The sequence below is a fragment of the Reyranella massiliensis 521 genome (assembly GCF_000312425.1).
Lineage (GTDB): Bacteria > Pseudomonadota > Alphaproteobacteria > Reyranellales > Reyranellaceae > Reyranella > Reyranella massiliensis.
Window position 1 is genome coordinate 5,308,101 of record NZ_HE997181.1, and the last position, 14,269, is coordinate 5,322,369.

Consider the following 14,269-nt stretch of genomic DNA (forward strand, 5'->3'; position numbering starts at 1 on the left):
ACTAACGGTCCTGGTCCTTGGCGAAGACATAGCCGGTGCCGCGCAACGTCAGGATGCGGCGCGGCTTCTTGGGATCGTCTTCGATGGCGGCGCGGATGCGCGAGATGTGGACGTCGACGGAACGGTCGAAGGCTTCGAGCTTCTCGCCCTTCAACAGATCCATCAGCGCATCGCGCGACAACACGCGGCCGGCGCGTTCGGCCAACGCCAGCAGAAGCGCGAACTGATACGAGGTGATCGGCCGCTCCTCGCCGTCGATCCTCACGACACGCGAGCCCTTGTCGATCTCGAGTCGACCGAAACGCAGCACATCCGCGGCCACGGTCGTGCCCCTGCGACGCAGGATGGCGCGTAGTCGTGCCTGCAGCTCTCGCGGCTCGAACGGCTTCGCGAGATAGTCGTCGGCGCCGAGTTCGAGGCCGACCACGCGATCCATCGGCTCGCCGCGCGCCGTCAGCATCAGGATCGGTACGTCGTTCGACTGGCGCAGCCGGCGGCAGAAATCGAGGCCGTCGGCATCGGGCAGCATCAGGTCGAGGATCAATGCGTCGAAGGCTTCGCGCTTCAGCAACGCTTCGCCGTTGCTCGCCGTGCCGGCGACCGTCACACGAAAGCCCGCCCCGCCGAGATAGTCCTGAACCATCCCGGCGAGGCGGTCGTCGTCGTCGATCATCAGGATTCGCGCGGCCATCGCTTCAGTATCGGGCCGGCGCGACCCTGATGTCATCATCGCGCGTTAGCCCTTCTTGTGGCCGCGATGGTCGCCCCAGTGATGATCGCCCCAGGTCTTGAAGAAGGCCTGACGCTGCTGGGCGTTGAGCACATTGCCGGCGTCGATCAGTGCCTTGGTGAAGCGCTTGGAGCTTTCGTCGGCCACCTTCATCTGGTCCTGGCGGATCTGTTCGATCTTGGCCGGATCGATGGTGGCGGCTTCCATCGCCGCGCGCATCGCCTTGCGGTTTTCGGCGCGCTTCTCGTGCAGGGACTTCATGTCCTTGAAGGCAGCCTGCAGGATGCCGGTGATCTGCTTCTTCTGGTCCTGCGTGGCATCGGTACCGTTCAGCGCCTTGTCGACGCGCTTCTCGATGCGCTCCTGAAACTTGGCGGGATCGGACGACATGCCGTCGCCACGCGCAAAGGCCGGAGCGCCGGCGGTGACGGCGAGGCTGCCGGCGAGGAGGGCGGCCATCACGGTCTTGAGGGAAAGGGTCGTCATGTCTGTCTCCTTCGGTTCGGGGGGTTCCCCGTGCCACCGATATGGAGGGCGGCCGTATCGGCCGCGTGGCGCAGCGGTAAAGTTGTGTAAAGTCAGCCATCATGACGATTCTCAGAACCGACCGTCTCGCTTTGCGCCCATTGCTACCCGACGACGCCGAAGACTACGCCGCCATGCGCTTTCACCCCGAGGTGGCGAAATGGCTGCCATCTGCACCGGGCAAGCAGGATGAAAGCGCTCTCCTCGCCGCGGCGCGCGCCACGATCGACCGGTTCGCCGCCTCCTGGCAGGAGCGGCGGCTGGCGCCCTGGGGGGTCTTCCTCGACGCGAAGCTGATCGGCCACGGGGGGCTGAATTACGTTCCCGAATTCGACGCCGTCGAGGTGCTGTGGGCGCTCCACCCCGAGGCTTGGGGCAAGGGCTATGCAACGGAAGTCGCCGAGGCGGCGCTCAACTATGGCTTCGGCGCGCTCGACCTCGGTTCGATCTTCGCCATCACGCTCGAAAGCAATGCGGCGTCGCAAGCCGTGATGAGGCGCATCGGCCTCACCTATCGCAAGAGGGTCGATTACAAGGGCTTCACCGATATCGCGTGGTTCGATATCGATCGCGCAACCTATGCCGAGAGGACCTCGATGGCGGCGCGGTGAAGCGCGGCATCGCCCGCCGCCACCACGGCGCCGTCGGAACGCATGCCAAGCTCGCCGCCTTTCCAGTCGGTGATCAGGCCGCCGGCGCCCTGGATGACCGGAATGAGGGCTGCGAAATCGTAGAGCTTGAGGCTCGCTTCGACGACCAGGTCGACATGGCCCAATGCCAGCAGGCCATAGGCGTAGCAGTCCCCGCCCCAGCGGAAGTACTTCACCTTCTCGGTCAGGGTGCGGTGCGGTCCGGCATAGCCCGCCGGAAACATGCCGGGCGCCGTCGAATACATGTAGGCGTCGGCGAGCTTCGGGCAGGGGCGAACGGAGATCGGCTTGCCGTTGAAGGTCGAGCGCTCGCCGCTCACGCCAAGCCAGCGTTCTTGCAGGATCGGCTGATCGATGATGCCGAGCACGGGCCTGCCGCGATGGAAGAGGGCGATCAGCGTGCCGAAGATCGGCAGGCCGGTGATGAAGGCCTTGGTGCCGTCGATCGGATCGAGCACCCACACATACTCGGCGTCGGTCCGAACCGCGCCGTGTTCTTCGCCGAACACGCCATGTTCCGGCACATGGCGTGCCAGCAGCTCGCGCATGGCGGTCTCCGCCTCGCGGTCGGCGATGGTGACGGGGCTCTGGTCGGACTTGTCGTCGACCGTAACGGGGGTGCGAAAATAGCGTGCCGCAATCGGGCGCGCGGCGTCGGCGAGGCTGTTGGCGAGCGCGACCAGCTCGGCGGGAACCGACCCGGCCACGTCCTATTCCTGCTTACGGCAGCGGCTTGGGGGTATCGGCCATCGTGCGCAGATAGGCGATCACGTCGGCGCGCTCCTGCTCCTTGGGCAGACCGGCGAAGGCCATCTTCGTGCCGCGTGCATAGGCGCTCGGCTTGAAGATCAGGTGATCGATATCCTCGTAGGTCCACTCCCCGCCCTTGGCGGTGAGGGCCGACGAGTAGCTGAAGCCGGCGTGGCTCGCCTTCTTGCGGTCGACGACGTCCCACAGGTTCGGGCCAACCTTGTTGGCGCCGCCCTTGTCGACCGTGTGGCAGGTGAAGCACTGCTTCATGAAGATAGCCTTGCCGGCGTCGACATTGGCGCTGGCGAGCTTGGGGCCGATCGGCGGGATCTCGATGGCTGCCGGCGCCGCGGCGGTCTGCGTCGGTGCGTCGTTGGAGACGGCGAGGGCCGGCTTGTCCAGCTTGTGCGGATGGACGACGGCATTGGAAACCTTGCCCACCACCATTGCGAAGAGGGCCGAGGCCAAAACGCAGCCCGCAATCGTATTGAAACTGGCCATAATCAAATCCCGAAACGGCAAATTCTTCGGACGCTGCTGTAGCACGCCCGCGACGCCGCCAGTAGTATCCCATCGCACCGGCAGGCTCGCGCGGCGGAACGTCGCAAGTACCGGAAACTACAAGGTTTTTCGCCTATCGAGGAGCCTCAGAACGCGGGGAGAATTTCGGCATATGGCCCGGCAGACAGCCAAAACGCGCGGCGGCAAAGCCGCCGCCAGCAACATCATCGCCTTCCAGGGCGAACCCGGCGCCAACTCGGACATGGCCTGCCGAGCGGCCTTTCCCTACATGACCACGCTGCCCTGCCCGACCTTCGAAACGGCCATGGGGGCGGTCCAGGCCGGCAAGGCGGAGCTGGCCATCATCCCGGTCGAGAATTCGATCGCCGGCCGTGTCGCCGACCTGCACAGCCTGCTGCCCCACACCAAGCTCAAGATCGTGGCCGAGCACTTCCAGCGGGTCGAGCACTGCCTGGTGGCGCTGCCCGGCGCCTCGCTGAAGTCGATCAAGACCGTCAAGAGCCACGTCCAGGCGCTGGCGCAGTGCCGCAACTTCCTGAAGAAGCATCGTTTCGAGCCGCTGGTGCATGCCGACACGGCGGGTGCGGCGCGCGAGATTGCCGAGATCGGCGATCCGACCGTCGGCGCCATCGCCTCGTCGCTGGCCGCCCGGATCTACAATCTCAAGGTTCTGGCCAAGAACATCGAGGATGCCGATCACAACACCACGCGCATGCTGGTGTTCTCGCGCGACCACGCCACGCTCGACTGGCGCACCGTGCAGTGCATGACGGCGTTCCTCTTTCGGGTGAAGAGCCGGCCCGCGGCGCTCTACAAGGCGCTCGGCGGCTTTGCGACCAACGGCGTCAACATCGTGAAGCTCGAGAGTTATCTCTCCGGCGCACGCTTCGAGCAGGCGCAGTTCTATGCCGAGGTCGAAGGCCATCCGGAGCAGCGCAGCGTCCATCTCGCGCTCGAGGAGCTGGGTTTCTTCTCCGAGGAACTGAAGCTGCTCGGCACCTTCCCGACCAACCCCTTCCGCCGTAAGGGCTGGGACGCGCCGACGCGTCCCGGCACCTGAGCGCGACTTCGAGGCCTCAATGCCGCAACAGCCTGTCCGCATCGCTCCGTCGATCCTCTCCGCCGACTTCGCGGCCCTGGGTCGCGAGATCGAGGCGATCACCGCCGCCGGCGCCGACTGGATCCATGTCGACGTGATGGACGGCCACTTCGTGCCCAATCTGACGATCGGGCCGATGGTGGTGAAGGCGCTGCGCAAGCACAGCAAGCAGCCGTTCGACGTGCATCTCATGATCTCGCCGGTCGACCCGCTGGTGCCAGCCTTTGTCGAGGCCGGCGCCGACGTGATCTCCTTCCATCCCGAGGCGGGGCCGCACATCCATCGCACGATCCAGCTCATCAAGAGCCTGGGCAAGAAGGCGGGCGCCGTCCTCAATCCGGCGACGCCGCTGTCGGCCATCGAGCATGTGCTGGGCGATCTCGACCTCGTGCTGGTGATGAGCGTCAATCCGGGCTTCGGTGGCCAGGCCTTCATCGAAAGCCAGCTCGCCAAGATTGCCGCCCTGCGCAAGGCGATCGATGCGCTGGGCAAGTCGATCGATCTCGAAGTCGATGGTGGCGTCAATGTCGAGACGGCCAAGCGTTGCATCAAGGCCGGCGCCGATGTGCTGGTGGCCGGCACCGCGGTATTCGGCGGCGGGCCGGACAAGTACGCCGCCAACATAAAGGCGCTGCGTTCCTAGGGAGATGACATGGCCGACCTGATCCTGCATCACTATCCGACCTCGCCCTTCTCGGAGAAGGTCAGGGTCGCCTTCGGCCTCAAGAAGCTGGGATGGAAGTCGGTCACCATCCCCAACATCATGCCGAAGCCGGACCTGATGCCGCTTACCGGCGGCTATCGCAAGACGCCGGTCCTGCAGGTCGGCGCCGATATCTACTGCGATACGCAGCTCATCATGCTGGAAATCGAGAAGCGCGTGCCCACGCCGCCGTTGCTGCCGCCCGGCAAGGAAGGCGAAGCGCGGGCGCTCGCCATGTGGATCGACCGCAACATCTTCTGGGCCGCAGTCGGCGTCGTCATGGGCGCGATCGGCGACAAGCTGCCAGAGGCCTTCCATAGGGATCGTAGCGAATTCTCCGGCCGCTCCTTCGAGCCGGCAAAGCTCAAGGCCGCGGCGCCGTTCGCGGCGCAACAGACTTATGCCCAGCTCGTGCTGGCCGAGGAAATGCTGGGCGATGGCCGCGCCTATCTGTTGGGAGCGGCGCCGAGCCTGGCGGACTGTGCGCTCTACAATCCGGTGTGGTTCATCAAAGAGCGCTTGGGCGGCGGCAAGGTCGTACCGCCGCTCGACCGCCTGCCGCGCCTTACGGCCTGGTCGGAGCGGATGAAAGCAATCGGCAGCGGCAACCCGACTGAGATGAGCTCGGCCGATGCGCTGGCCGTTGCCAAAGCGGCAAAGCCCGCAGCCTGTAGTGTCGATGCTGGCGATCCCAGCGGCCTGAAGGCTGGTCAGACGATCAGCGTCACGCCGGACGATACCGGCAAGGTGCCGGTGACGGGAACGCTGGTAGGCCTGACGCCGGACCGCATTTCGATCGGCCGCAACGACGAACGCGCAGGCGACGTCGTCGTCCATTTCCCGCGCGCCGGCTTCATCGTGACGCCGGCTTAGACGATTTCGACGCCGATCTCGCTCGCAATCCGGCGCAGGGCCGCGACCGAGCGGGCGGTGGCATTGCGGCCATCCTGCGGACAATGCGTCTCGATGCTGGCCACGATCTCGCGCGTGGGCCCCTCCGACGCTGCCGTGAGAAGGCGTTGGAGTTCGCGGGCCCAGGGAATGTCGCCGTCGCCCAGCGGCACGGTGCGTTTGGCCGCCGAGTCCCGGTCCTTGAGATGGATGAGATCGGTGCGCGGCGCGAGTGCGGCGATCTCGGCATCGGTTGGCGGCTTGCCCGCTGCCCAGGCATTGCCGATATCGACCAAGGGGCGAAACGCCAGGGGCATGGGATTGGGCGCTATCGCGTCGGCCATGGACGCGAACAGCTCGGCCAGATCCGTCACGGTGGCGATGTTGCACACAGGTTCGTTCTCGAGCTCGACAGTGACGGAGTAGGTCGCGGCGAGATCGATCAACCGTTCGAAGCGGCCGAACAGGTCCTGCGGCTTGTAGCCGGGATAGCGCAGATGGCTGAAAACCCGGATGCGACTGGCGCCCAGCATGATCGCGAGATCGAAAGCATGGACCAGCGGATCGTCGGCCGGGCAATCCGTCGGATCGAAGGCGAAGTCGACTTTGCCACCGTCCTCTGTCCCTTTGCCCTGGGCCGGCCACTTGAGCAGCGGCGAAACGAAAGTCGGGACCTGGAGCCCGGCCTTCTCGATGGCGCGGGCGATGCTGCTCGCCTCTTCGAGGGTCATGCTCAGCAGATTGCGGCCACCCACCGTGCGCATATCGAGGCGGCGAACCTCGTGCTCCTGGCAGAAGGAGATCATTTCATCGAGCGAGGGGCCGATTTCATCACCGATGACGGCCAGGGCGAGACGGGGCAGGGACATGCGGACTAACCTACAATGGAGCGCGCTGTTTAGCTAAAGTCGCGTCTACAAGCGAGGGAGACGGCATGAGTGAGAATGCGGCGATCTTCGTAGGCGAAAGCGATGCCGATCAATATCTCCTGCTGAAGTACGCCAACCGGCACGGCCTGATCGCCGGCGCGACCGGCACGGGCAAGACCGTGACCCTGCAGACAATCGCCGAGGGGTTCTCCGCCTTCGGCGTGCCCGTCTTCATGGCCGACGTCAAAGGCGATCTGTCGGGCGTGTCCCAAAAGGGAGGCGACAATCCGAAGGCCGTGGAGCGCGCCCAACAGCTCAAGATCGACGGCTATACCGGGCACGCCTTTCCCACGATCTTCTGGGATTTGTTCGGCCAGAAGGGCCATCCCATCCGTACGACCGTGAGCGAGGTCGGCCCCGTGCTGATGGCACGCCTGCTGCAGCTCAACGACACGCAGGAAGGCGTACTCAACATCGTCTTCAAGGTGGCCGACGAACAGGGCCTGCTGCTGCTCGACTTCAAGGACCTGCAGGCGATGCTGCAATGGGTCGCCGAGAATGCCGGCAGCCTCACCACCGAATTCGGCAATGTGAGCAAGCAGACGGTCGGTACCATCCAGCGCCAGCTTCTGACCCTCGATCAGCAGGGCGGGAACGGCTTCTTCGGCGAGCCGGCCCTGACGCTGGCCGACATGATGCGCTGCGACCCGTCGGGCTTCGGCGCGATCAACGTGCTGGCAGCGGATCGGCTGATGCAGAGCCCGCGCCTCTACGCCACTTTCCTGCTCTGGCTGCTGTCGGAACTGTTCGAGACGCTTCCCGAGGTCGGCGACCTCGACAAGCCGAAGTTCGTCTTCTTCTTCGACGAAGCGCACCTCCTGTTCGACGATGCGCCCAAGGCGCTGCTCAGCCGCATCGAGCAGGTGGTGCGCCTGATCCGTTCCAAGGGCGTGGGCGTCTACTTCATCACCCAGAACCCGCTCGATATTCCGGAATCGGTCCTCGGCCAGCTCGGCAACCGGGTGCAGCACGCGCTGCGCGCCTTCACGCCCAAGGACCAGAAGGCCGTGAAGGTTGCAGCCGAGACCTTCCGCCCCAACAAGAAATTCAACGCGGCGCAGACGATCACCGAGCTGGGCGTCGGCGAGGCGCTGGTTTCCTTCCTCGATGCCAAGGGTGTGCCGACGCCGGTGGAGCGCTGCTTCGTTGCACCGCCGCGCGGTCGCATCGGCCCGGCGACGGACGCCGAACGCGCGGCCGTAATCGCGGCCAGCCCGATTGCCGGCAAGTATGACAAGGTGGTCGACCGTGCGTCGGCCTACGAGGTGCTGACGGGCCGCGTCACGGCGGGTGCGCAGACGGCCCCTGCCGATGAAACGGCCGCTCCGTCCGCACCGGCGAGCGGCGAGGTGTTGAAGCGGCGCGGGCAATATGGGTCGGTGCCGCCTACTGTGCCAGCAACTACAGGTCCGTGGGGGCCGCGTTCGCAGTCGCCACAGCCGCCGCCGCCGCCGCCACCTCCGGCGGAGTCCTCACCGGCTCCGCGACCAGAGCCACGCCTGAAGAAGGCCCAGACGGAAGCGTCGGCGCCCGAGCCGAAGCCGCGGGGGCCGGTCGGTCGGCCGCGCGATTCGGTCGGTGTCACGATCGCCAAGGCCGCCGGCCGCAGCGTCACGACCGTGGTGGCACGCGAGGCCGCGAAGGCCGTGTTCGGCAAAGGCAAGGCAGCGACCATCGGCGCCAGTGTCGGGGGCGCCGTGCTGCGTGGCGTGCTCGGATCGCTCCTGAAATGAGGTCGGGGTGCGTTACGCCTCGACGATGAGCGTGCCGCCCATCTCTTCGTGACCCTCGCCGCAGAAGACGTCGCAGAAGAATACGATAGGACCCGGCTTGTCCGGAGTTAGAGCAACCCTGGTCTCCTGGCCGGGTACGATCTCGGCACGCAGGCCAAGGTCGGGCACCTTGAAGCCGTGAATGCGGTCCTCCGAGGTGAGGATCAGGACTACCGGCTGTCCGAGCTTGAGCCGGACTTCCGCAGGATTGAACTCGAACTTCTTGGCCGAGATGCGGACTTCGTTCGTTCCGGCCTGGACGAGTCTTGCCGTGCTGGCCGCAGTTGCCACCGCGGCCAGCAGGAATACGCGACGCCCCATCATCTCACGCTCCGCTGATGCCGACTTCGGTGAGCTTGGCGGTCTGTGCCATGGCGACATCGCGCACCCCGAGTCCCTTGCCGGGGCTCGCCGCATCGTAGGGCAGCGGCGCGCGCCGGGGCTGCGAGCCGGGTGCGGGCAGTGCGAAGATCAACGACTTCGCCGCGTGATGGGCGATATGGCCGGTGTTCTGGTGGTGCTCCTGATGGATGTGGCCATAGAACACTACGACGTTCTGGTAGGGCATCAGTAGGTCGATGGCCTTGGCGCCGTCGGCTGTCGTCCAGTCCCACGACGGCATCAGGTCGAACAGCGGACGATGCGTCAGCACGACGATCCGGTCGTCCGCATGGCGCTGCTTCAGATCGGCCGCCAGCCAGGCGAGTTGCTCGTCGCCGAGCTTCGCGGCCGGGTCCGAGACATTGTCGAGGGCGACGAAATGCACGCCCTTGTGGTCGAACGTGTAGTAGGGGGCGCCAAAGAACTCCTTGTAGGCCTCGCCCTTGTCGAGCGACGCATCGTGTTCGCCCGGCATGAAGCGCACGTCCTTGACCCGGAGCGCCGAGACGATCTCGCGAAACCGCTTCATGCGCGCACGCCGTTCCACCGGGTCGTCCGTCGTATGGGTGAGGTCGCCGGTGAAGACGATGAAGTCCGGCTGGTTGGGCAGTGCGTTCGCCGTGGCGACGGCCTTCTCGAGCGTGTGCTCGGCGTCGAGATTGGCCGGGCCCTTGTAGCCCCAATGGGTGTCGGAGAACTGGATGAAGTGAAAGTCGGCGGCCTGCGCCGACGCCGGATGTCCGGGGAACAGCGCCGAGGCAAAGGCGACACCGGCGAGGCCGGAAAGTTTCAGGAATGCGCGACGATCTTGCGGCTGCATGGAGGACCTCCCGGCTCGGCTGGATCTCGAAGGGCCATACCCGACCTACCGGACGGGGAGGGGCGCTATTCCCGCGGGAATAAAATCGACGGTACGCCGGTATTGATGTCCTATGGGTCGCATGTCGGAGGCGCCGAAACCGGACGGCAAAGCCCTGGAGCGGTTCCGCATCGTCATGCTGCCGCATCTCGATGCTGCCTACGGCTTTGCGCGCTGGCTGACACGCGATCCGGTCGAGGCGCAGGACGTGGCGCAGGAAGCGATGCTGCGGGCGCTGCGCTACTTCCACGCCTTTCGCGGCGAGGAGGCGCGGCCCTGGCTGCTGCGCATCGTACGCAACACCTGGAGCGACATGCGGCTCGCCCGTCGCGGCGAGAGAGTGCCGCTCGATGAAGCCGAGAGCGTCGTCGATGCCGGCCCTGATCCCGAGCAAAGCGCGCTGGCCGGTGATCGGCGGCGTCAGATCGCGGCGGCGCTGGCGGCGCTGCCCGAGGAGTCACGTGAAGTGCTGGTACTGCGCGAGATCGAGGAGCTTTCCTACAAGCACATCGCTGCGATCCTCGATCTGCCGATCGGCACGATCATGTCGCGCCTGTCGCGGGCGCGCGAAAAGCTGGCCGTCGAACTCGGCGGCCGGTTGGGAAAGGAGTGACCATGGATTGCCCGACCTGCGAGGCGATGGTCGAATCCTACCTGGATGGCGAACTGCCGGCCGGCGAGAGCGCGCGTTTCGAGGCGGCGCTTGCGGAGTGCCCGGAGTGTCGTGCCAAACTCGAACGCCTTCAAACGCAGCGGGCGCTGATCCGCGACCTGCCGACGGCCCGCGCACCGGACCTGCTGCGCGCCCGCATCGAGCGCGAACTCCGCGTCGATACGCCGGTCCCGGTCCCCGTTCCGGTTCCGCGCGTCTGGCCGCGCCGCATGGCGCTCGCGGCCAGCCTTCTGCTGGCGGTGGGCGTGGGCTGGATGGGCGGCCGGTTCATCGGGCGGGAAGGCAGTCGAGAGACCGACGAACTGATCGCCGGCTATCTTCGCGTCGGCCTGGGCGATCGCCCGGTCGAGGTTGCCTCGTCGGATCAGCACACGGTGAAGCCGTGGTTTGCCGGCCGCATCGACTATGCGCCGCCAGTCTACGACCTTACAGCATCGGGCTTTCCACTGCTGGGCGGCAGAGTCGACGTTCTGGGCGGTCGCCGGATCGCCGTGCTGGTCTATCGCCGCAACCAGCATCGTGTGGCGCTGTCTTTGTGGCCGGCCTCGACGCCGGGCGACGCTGCGCCCCAGATCGGCGAGCGCGATGGCTTTGCCATCGCCCGCTGGCGCCATGCCGGCTTCGAGATGCGCGCCGTGGCCGATCTCGCGCCGAAGGATATGAGTCTGTTCGCATCGGCCGTCGATCAGGCGATCGACGGCGGCCGGTAGGCCTTTAGGCCAGCCGGTCGAGTTCCTTGATGATCGCGTCGCCCATTTCCTGGGTGCCGACCTTCTTCACGCCGTCCGTGTTGCCCACGAGCAGGTCGCCGGTACGGTAGCCTGCGGCCAGCACGTTCTCGATCGCCTTCTCGACGAGGTCCGCATCCTTGTCGAGGTCGAACGAGTAGCGCAGCATCATGGCGTAGGAGAGCGCCTGTGCGATCGGATTGGCCAGGCCCTTGCCCGCGATGTCGGGGGCGCTGCCGTGGATCGGCTCGTACATTGCCTTGCGCCGGCCGGTCGCGTCGGCAGCGCCGAGCGAAGCCGACGGGAGAAGGCCCAGCGAGCCGGTCAGCATCGAGGCTTCGTCGGACAGGATGTCGCCGAACAGGTTGTCGGTCACGATCACATCGAACTGGTTGGGCGAACGCAGGAGCTGCATGGCGAGCGCGTCGGCATACATGTGGCTCAACTGCACGTCGGCATACTTCTCCTTGTGCAGCTTGGTCGCTTCCTCGCGCCACAGCACGCCGGTGTGCATGACGTTGGCCTTCTCCGAAGAGCAGACCTTGTTGCTGCGCTTGCGCGCCAGCTCAAAGGCGACGGCGCAGACGCGGCGGATCTCGCTCGAATTGTAGCGCTGGGTGTCGAAGGCTTCGAAGTCGCCGTTGGCGAGCTTGGTGCGGCCGCGCGGCTCGCCGAAATAGACGCCACTCGTCAGCTCGCGGATGATCATGATGTCGAGACCCTTGACGATCTCGGGCTTCAGCGAGCTGGCATCGACCAGCGGATCGAACACCTTGGCCGGGCGCAGGTTGGCGAAGAGGTCCATTTCCTTGCGCAGGCGCAGCAGGCCGCGCTCGGGCTTCTTGTCGAACTCGACATTGTCCCACTTCGGGCCGCCGACCGAGCCGAACAGCACGGCATCGGCCTCCAGCGCGGTCTTCATGGCGTCGTCGGTGAGCGGCACGCCGTGCTTGTCGAGGGCGGCGCCGCCGACCAGATCTTCCGTAATGTCGAAACCTACCGCGCGCTTCTTGCCCATCCAGGCGATGATCTTGCGGACTTCGTTCATCACCTCGGGGCCGATGCCATCACCGGGCAGCACGAGCAGATTGCGATTTGACGCCATTGTCCTGTTTCTCTTTTCGTCGTGGTCGGAGGTGCGGCGCGACTTAGGCGGCGCCGTGCAACCAGGGTTGGTCTTCGCGCTGACGGCGCTCGAAATCGTCGATCTCCGACTTCTTCTCCATCGTCAGTCCGATGTCGTCGAGGCCGTTCAGCAGGCAATGCTTGCGGAAGGCGTCGATCTCGAAGCGGACGGTGCCGCCGTCGGGACCCTTGATTTCCTGCTTCTCGAGATCGACCTCGATGACGGCGTTGGAGCCGCGGCTCGCATCGTCCATCAGCTTGGCGATGATCTCCTTGGAGACCTTGATCGGCAGGATGCCGTTCTTGAAGCAGTTGTTATAGAAAATGTCGGCGAAATCTTCGGAGATGATGCAGCGGATGCCGAAGTCTAGCAGTGCCCAGGGCGCGTGCTCGCGGCTCGAGCCGCAGCCGAAATTCGGGCCGGCCACAAGAATCTTGGCGTTCTGGTAGGCCGGCTGGTCGAGGACGAAGTCCTTCTTCTGGCCGTCGGCCGTCCAGCGCATTTCGTAGAACAGCCCTTCCTTCAGGCCGGTGCGCTTGATGGTCTTCAGGAACTGCTTGGGAATGATCATGTCGGTGTCGACATTGACCATCGGCAGCGGCGCTGCCACGCCGCGCAGCGTCGTGAACTTTTCCATGAGTTTCCCTCGCGAAAGGCCGGAATTAACGGTCTTTCGCCCGCTGGGTCAAGCGCTTGCGGGTCGCGGGCCGCGAACGCCCGGAAAGCTCAGATGCGGGTGACGATCGTTCCGGCCATCCGGTCGTGGATGCCCTGTTTGCGGCTCGAAAACGCGACCACCAGGCAGGCTACGATGGCCACCAGATAAACGAGGGAGGCGATACCGGTGCCGAGCAGGAGGGCCGCACCTGGAAGGTAGATCGGCCAGGCGCGCAGGCTTGCCTTGGCGAGATTCAGTCTCCCGCCCTCGACTGTCGAAACGCGAAGCCCCAGGGCCCGCTTTCCGAGGGTCGCCTGCGCGGTGGAACTCTCCTGGAAGGCGAAATAGGCCCAGCACAGGACCGCGGAGAAGACGATCTGCTGGACGGGGGCGGCCGCCTGCACGGTGGCCTGAATGTAATTGTAGAAGGCTTGGGTATTCTGGGCGCTGGGGAGAGCGGGGAGTGCCTTCGGCTCGACGGCGAAGTAGCCGAAGACCTGGGCGATGACGCCCAGGATGAGGCCGTCGACGATGGCGGCGGCCGTCCTGATCCAGAATCCCGCATAGTGGACCTGCAGGTCGACCGGCCGGGCGTCCCAGACTGGCGGCGGTGGCGCCGTGGGACCCGAATTCGGAACGCTTGCCATATCGACCTTCAGGACGCGGTACTTAGGGGTATTTGACGACCAGAGTCCCGGCGATCATGTCGTGCAGGCCGCGCTTGCGATCGGTGAAGGCGATCATCAGGAAGCCGATACACAGGATGATGGCCGACAGGATCTTGGCGAAGTAGCGGCCGGTGGCATTCAGGAAGCTGAGGCGCTGACCGCTGTTGGAGACCACCCGCAGGCCGAGCGCCATCTTGCCGAGCGTTGCGCCGCGTTCGGAGCTTTCCATGAGAGCGAAGTAGAGCCAGACGATAACCACCACGACTACAGAAAACATTGGATTGAAGTCGGCGGCATCCTCGGGATTCATATCGAAGATGTTCACGCCCATGATCGCGGCAATGATGCCAATCACGATGTTAAGCAGGATGCTGTCGATGATGTAGGCTAGAAAACGCACCCAGAAGCCGCCATAGGCAACCTGGCCCTGTCCCGCGGGCTGGGCATTCCATACGGGTGGCGGCGGCGGTGCGGCAGGACCTGAGTCAGGAACGCTTGCCATGGCAGTCTCCCCTTGGTTTTGCGGCATCATCTTACCACAGCGAAGGAAGCGCTGCCCGTGAACAAAGAAAATGGGCGGTGCATCGCTGCACCGCCCACGAAAT

18 protein-coding genes are annotated in these 14,269 nt (G+C 65.3%); 7 read left to right on the forward strand and 11 right to left on the reverse strand.

Annotated features, from left to right (window positions below):
• Position 1: 1 nt before the first annotated feature.
• Together BN60_RS25895 and BN60_RS25900 are read right to left on the reverse strand one after the other, a co-directional pair.
• Entirely contained in the window at positions 2-691 is a 690-nt protein-coding gene (locus BN60_RS25895; RefSeq protein WP_020699094.1) for a response regulator, read from the reverse strand.
• 45 nt (positions 692-736) lie between these two features.
• Positions 737-1,216 carry a Spy/CpxP family protein refolding chaperone gene (locus BN60_RS25900; protein ID WP_020699095.1) on the reverse strand — a complete coding sequence of 160 codons (480 nt, stop codon included), beginning with the start codon at positions 1,214-1,216 and terminating at the stop codon, positions 737-739.
• Between the two features lie 101 nt (positions 1,217-1,317).
• On the opposite strand from BN60_RS25900, the gene BN60_RS25905 reads away from it, so the two are divergent.
• Complete coding sequence (locus tag BN60_RS25905; protein WP_020699096.1) at positions 1,318-1,866, forward strand: GNAT family N-acetyltransferase; 549 nt, start codon at positions 1,318-1,320, stop codon at positions 1,864-1,866.
• On the opposite strand, the gene hisN is transcribed toward BN60_RS25905, so the two are convergent.
• Complete coding sequence (hisN, locus tag BN60_RS25910) at positions 1,833-2,612, reverse strand: histidinol-phosphatase (protein ID WP_020699097.1); 780 nt, start codon at positions 2,610-2,612, stop codon at positions 1,833-1,835. The two genes, BN60_RS25905 and hisN, sit on opposite strands and share 34 nt — an antisense overlap.
• Before the next feature lie 13 nt (positions 2,613-2,625).
• Positions 2,626-3,156: a c-type cytochrome gene (locus tag BN60_RS25915; RefSeq protein ID WP_020699098.1), complete on the reverse strand. Its 531-nt coding sequence runs from the start codon at positions 3,154-3,156 to the stop codon at positions 2,626-2,628.
• Between the two features lie 172 nt (positions 3,157-3,328).
• Between BN60_RS25915 and BN60_RS25920 the strand changes: the two genes are divergently transcribed.
• From BN60_RS25920 to BN60_RS25930, 3 genes are read left to right on the forward strand one after another with little or no spacing between them, the layout of a single operon-like run.
• Positions 3,329-4,237 (forward strand): prephenate dehydratase, encoded by a 909-nt coding sequence (locus tag BN60_RS25920; protein ID WP_020699099.1) that lies wholly within the window; start codon positions 3,329-3,331, stop codon positions 4,235-4,237.
• A 19-nt stretch (positions 4,238-4,256) separates the two neighbouring features.
• Entirely contained in the window at positions 4,257-4,919 is a 663-nt protein-coding gene (gene rpe, locus BN60_RS25925; protein ID WP_020699100.1) for a ribulose-phosphate 3-epimerase, read from the forward strand.
• Between the two features lie 9 nt (positions 4,920-4,928).
• The gene (locus BN60_RS25930) at positions 4,929-5,852 is read left to right on the forward strand and encodes a glutathione S-transferase family protein (RefSeq protein WP_020699101.1); all 924 of its coding nucleotides are present in this window, start codon (positions 4,929-4,931) and stop codon (positions 5,850-5,852) included.
• On the opposite strand, the gene BN60_RS25935 is transcribed toward BN60_RS25930, so the two are convergent.
• Positions 5,849-6,739 carry a sugar phosphate isomerase/epimerase family protein gene (locus BN60_RS25935; protein ID WP_020699102.1) on the reverse strand — a complete coding sequence of 297 codons (891 nt, stop codon included), beginning with the start codon at positions 6,737-6,739 and terminating at the stop codon, positions 5,849-5,851. The two genes, BN60_RS25930 and BN60_RS25935, sit on opposite strands and share 4 nt — an antisense overlap.
• Before the next feature lie 65 nt (positions 6,740-6,804).
• Between BN60_RS25935 and BN60_RS25940 the strand changes: the two genes are divergently transcribed.
• On the forward strand, positions 6,805-8,532 hold the full coding sequence (locus BN60_RS25940; protein ID WP_020699103.1) for a helicase HerA-like domain-containing protein: 1,728 nt from the start codon (positions 6,805-6,807) through the stop codon (positions 8,530-8,532).
• A gap of 12 nt (positions 8,533-8,544) precedes the next feature.
• Here BN60_RS25940 and BN60_RS25945 read toward each other — a convergent pair whose 3' ends face one another.
• Positions 8,545-8,895: a cupredoxin domain-containing protein gene (locus tag BN60_RS25945; RefSeq protein ID WP_020699104.1), complete on the reverse strand. Its 351-nt coding sequence runs from the start codon at positions 8,893-8,895 to the stop codon at positions 8,545-8,547.
• A gap of 1 nt (position 8,896) precedes the next feature.
• Positions 8,897-9,772, reverse strand: a complete 876-nt coding sequence (locus BN60_RS25950; protein ID WP_020699105.1) for a metallophosphoesterase family protein — start codon at positions 9,770-9,772, stop codon at positions 8,897-8,899.
• Positions 9,773-9,884: 112 nt separating this feature from the next.
• On the opposite strand from BN60_RS25950, the gene BN60_RS25955 reads away from it, so the two are divergent.
• A complete protein-coding gene (locus tag BN60_RS25955; protein WP_020699106.1) occupies positions 9,885-10,424 on the forward strand; it encodes a sigma-70 family RNA polymerase sigma factor in 540 nt (179 codons plus the stop codon).
• Between the two features lie 2 nt (positions 10,425-10,426).
• Positions 10,427-11,194, forward strand: a complete 768-nt coding sequence (locus BN60_RS25960; protein ID WP_020699107.1) for an anti-sigma factor family protein — start codon at positions 10,427-10,429, stop codon at positions 11,192-11,194.
• A 4-nt stretch (positions 11,195-11,198) separates the two neighbouring features.
• Here BN60_RS25960 and leuB read toward each other — a convergent pair whose 3' ends face one another.
• From leuB to BN60_RS25980, 4 genes are all read right to left on the reverse strand, one after another.
• Positions 11,199-12,317 carry a 3-isopropylmalate dehydrogenase gene (gene leuB, locus BN60_RS25965; protein ID WP_020699108.1) on the reverse strand — a complete coding sequence of 373 codons (1,119 nt, stop codon included), beginning with the start codon at positions 12,315-12,317 and terminating at the stop codon, positions 11,199-11,201.
• A 43-nt stretch (positions 12,318-12,360) separates the two neighbouring features.
• Positions 12,361-12,975 carry a 3-isopropylmalate dehydratase small subunit gene (leuD, locus tag BN60_RS25970; protein WP_020699109.1) on the reverse strand — a complete coding sequence of 205 codons (615 nt, stop codon included), beginning with the start codon at positions 12,973-12,975 and terminating at the stop codon, positions 12,361-12,363.
• Positions 12,976-13,064: 89 nt separating this feature from the next.
• Positions 13,065-13,643: an RDD family protein gene (locus BN60_RS25975; protein WP_020699110.1), complete on the reverse strand. Its 579-nt coding sequence runs from the start codon at positions 13,641-13,643 to the stop codon at positions 13,065-13,067.
• Positions 13,644-13,665: 22 nt separating this feature from the next.
• On the reverse strand, positions 13,666-14,166 hold the full coding sequence (locus BN60_RS25980) for an RDD family protein (RefSeq protein WP_020699111.1): 501 nt from the start codon (positions 14,164-14,166) through the stop codon (positions 13,666-13,668).
• Between the last annotated feature and the right edge of the window lie 103 nt (positions 14,167-14,269).

Coding starts and splice junctions, on each gene's coding strand:
- BN60_RS25895 (WP_020699094.1), bottom strand. CDS start 691: ATGGCCGCGCGAATCCTGATGATCGACGACGACGACCGCCTCGCCGGG.
- BN60_RS25900 (WP_020699095.1), bottom strand. CDS start 1,216: ATGACGACCCTTTCCCTCAAGACCGTGATGGCCGCCCTCCTCGCCGGC.
- BN60_RS25905 (WP_020699096.1), top strand. CDS start 1,318: ATGACGATTCTCAGAACCGACCGTCTCGCTTTGCGCCCATTGCTACCC.
- BN60_RS25915 (WP_020699098.1), bottom strand. CDS start 3,156: ATGGCCAGTTTCAATACGATTGCGGGCTGCGTTTTGGCCTCGGCCCTC.
- BN60_RS25920 (WP_020699099.1), top strand. CDS start 3,329: ATGGCCCGGCAGACAGCCAAAACGCGCGGCGGCAAAGCCGCCGCCAGC.
- rpe (WP_020699100.1), top strand. CDS start 4,257: ATGCCGCAACAGCCTGTCCGCATCGCTCCGTCGATCCTCTCCGCCGAC.
- BN60_RS25930 (WP_020699101.1), top strand. CDS start 4,929: ATGGCCGACCTGATCCTGCATCACTATCCGACCTCGCCCTTCTCGGAG.
- BN60_RS25935 (WP_020699102.1), bottom strand. CDS start 6,739: ATGTCCCTGCCCCGTCTCGCCCTGGCCGTCATCGGTGATGAAATCGGC.
- BN60_RS25940 (WP_020699103.1), top strand. CDS start 6,805: ATGAGTGAGAATGCGGCGATCTTCGTAGGCGAAAGCGATGCCGATCAA.
- BN60_RS25945 (WP_020699104.1), bottom strand. CDS start 8,895: ATGATGGGGCGTCGCGTATTCCTGCTGGCCGCGGTGGCAACTGCGGCC.
- BN60_RS25950 (WP_020699105.1), bottom strand. CDS start 9,772: ATGCAGCCGCAAGATCGTCGCGCATTCCTGAAACTTTCCGGCCTCGCC.
- BN60_RS25955 (WP_020699106.1), top strand. CDS start 9,885: ATGGGTCGCATGTCGGAGGCGCCGAAACCGGACGGCAAAGCCCTGGAG.
- BN60_RS25960 (WP_020699107.1), top strand. CDS start 10,427: ATGGATTGCCCGACCTGCGAGGCGATGGTCGAATCCTACCTGGATGGC.
- leuB (WP_020699108.1), bottom strand. CDS start 12,317: ATGGCGTCAAATCGCAATCTGCTCGTGCTGCCCGGTGATGGCATCGGC.
- leuD (WP_020699109.1), bottom strand. CDS start 12,975: ATGGAAAAGTTCACGACGCTGCGCGGCGTGGCAGCGCCGCTGCCGATG.
- BN60_RS25975 (WP_020699110.1), bottom strand. CDS start 13,643: ATGGCAAGCGTTCCGAATTCGGGTCCCACGGCGCCACCGCCGCCAGTC.
- BN60_RS25980 (WP_020699111.1), bottom strand. CDS start 14,166: ATGGCAAGCGTTCCTGACTCAGGTCCTGCCGCACCGCCGCCGCCACCC.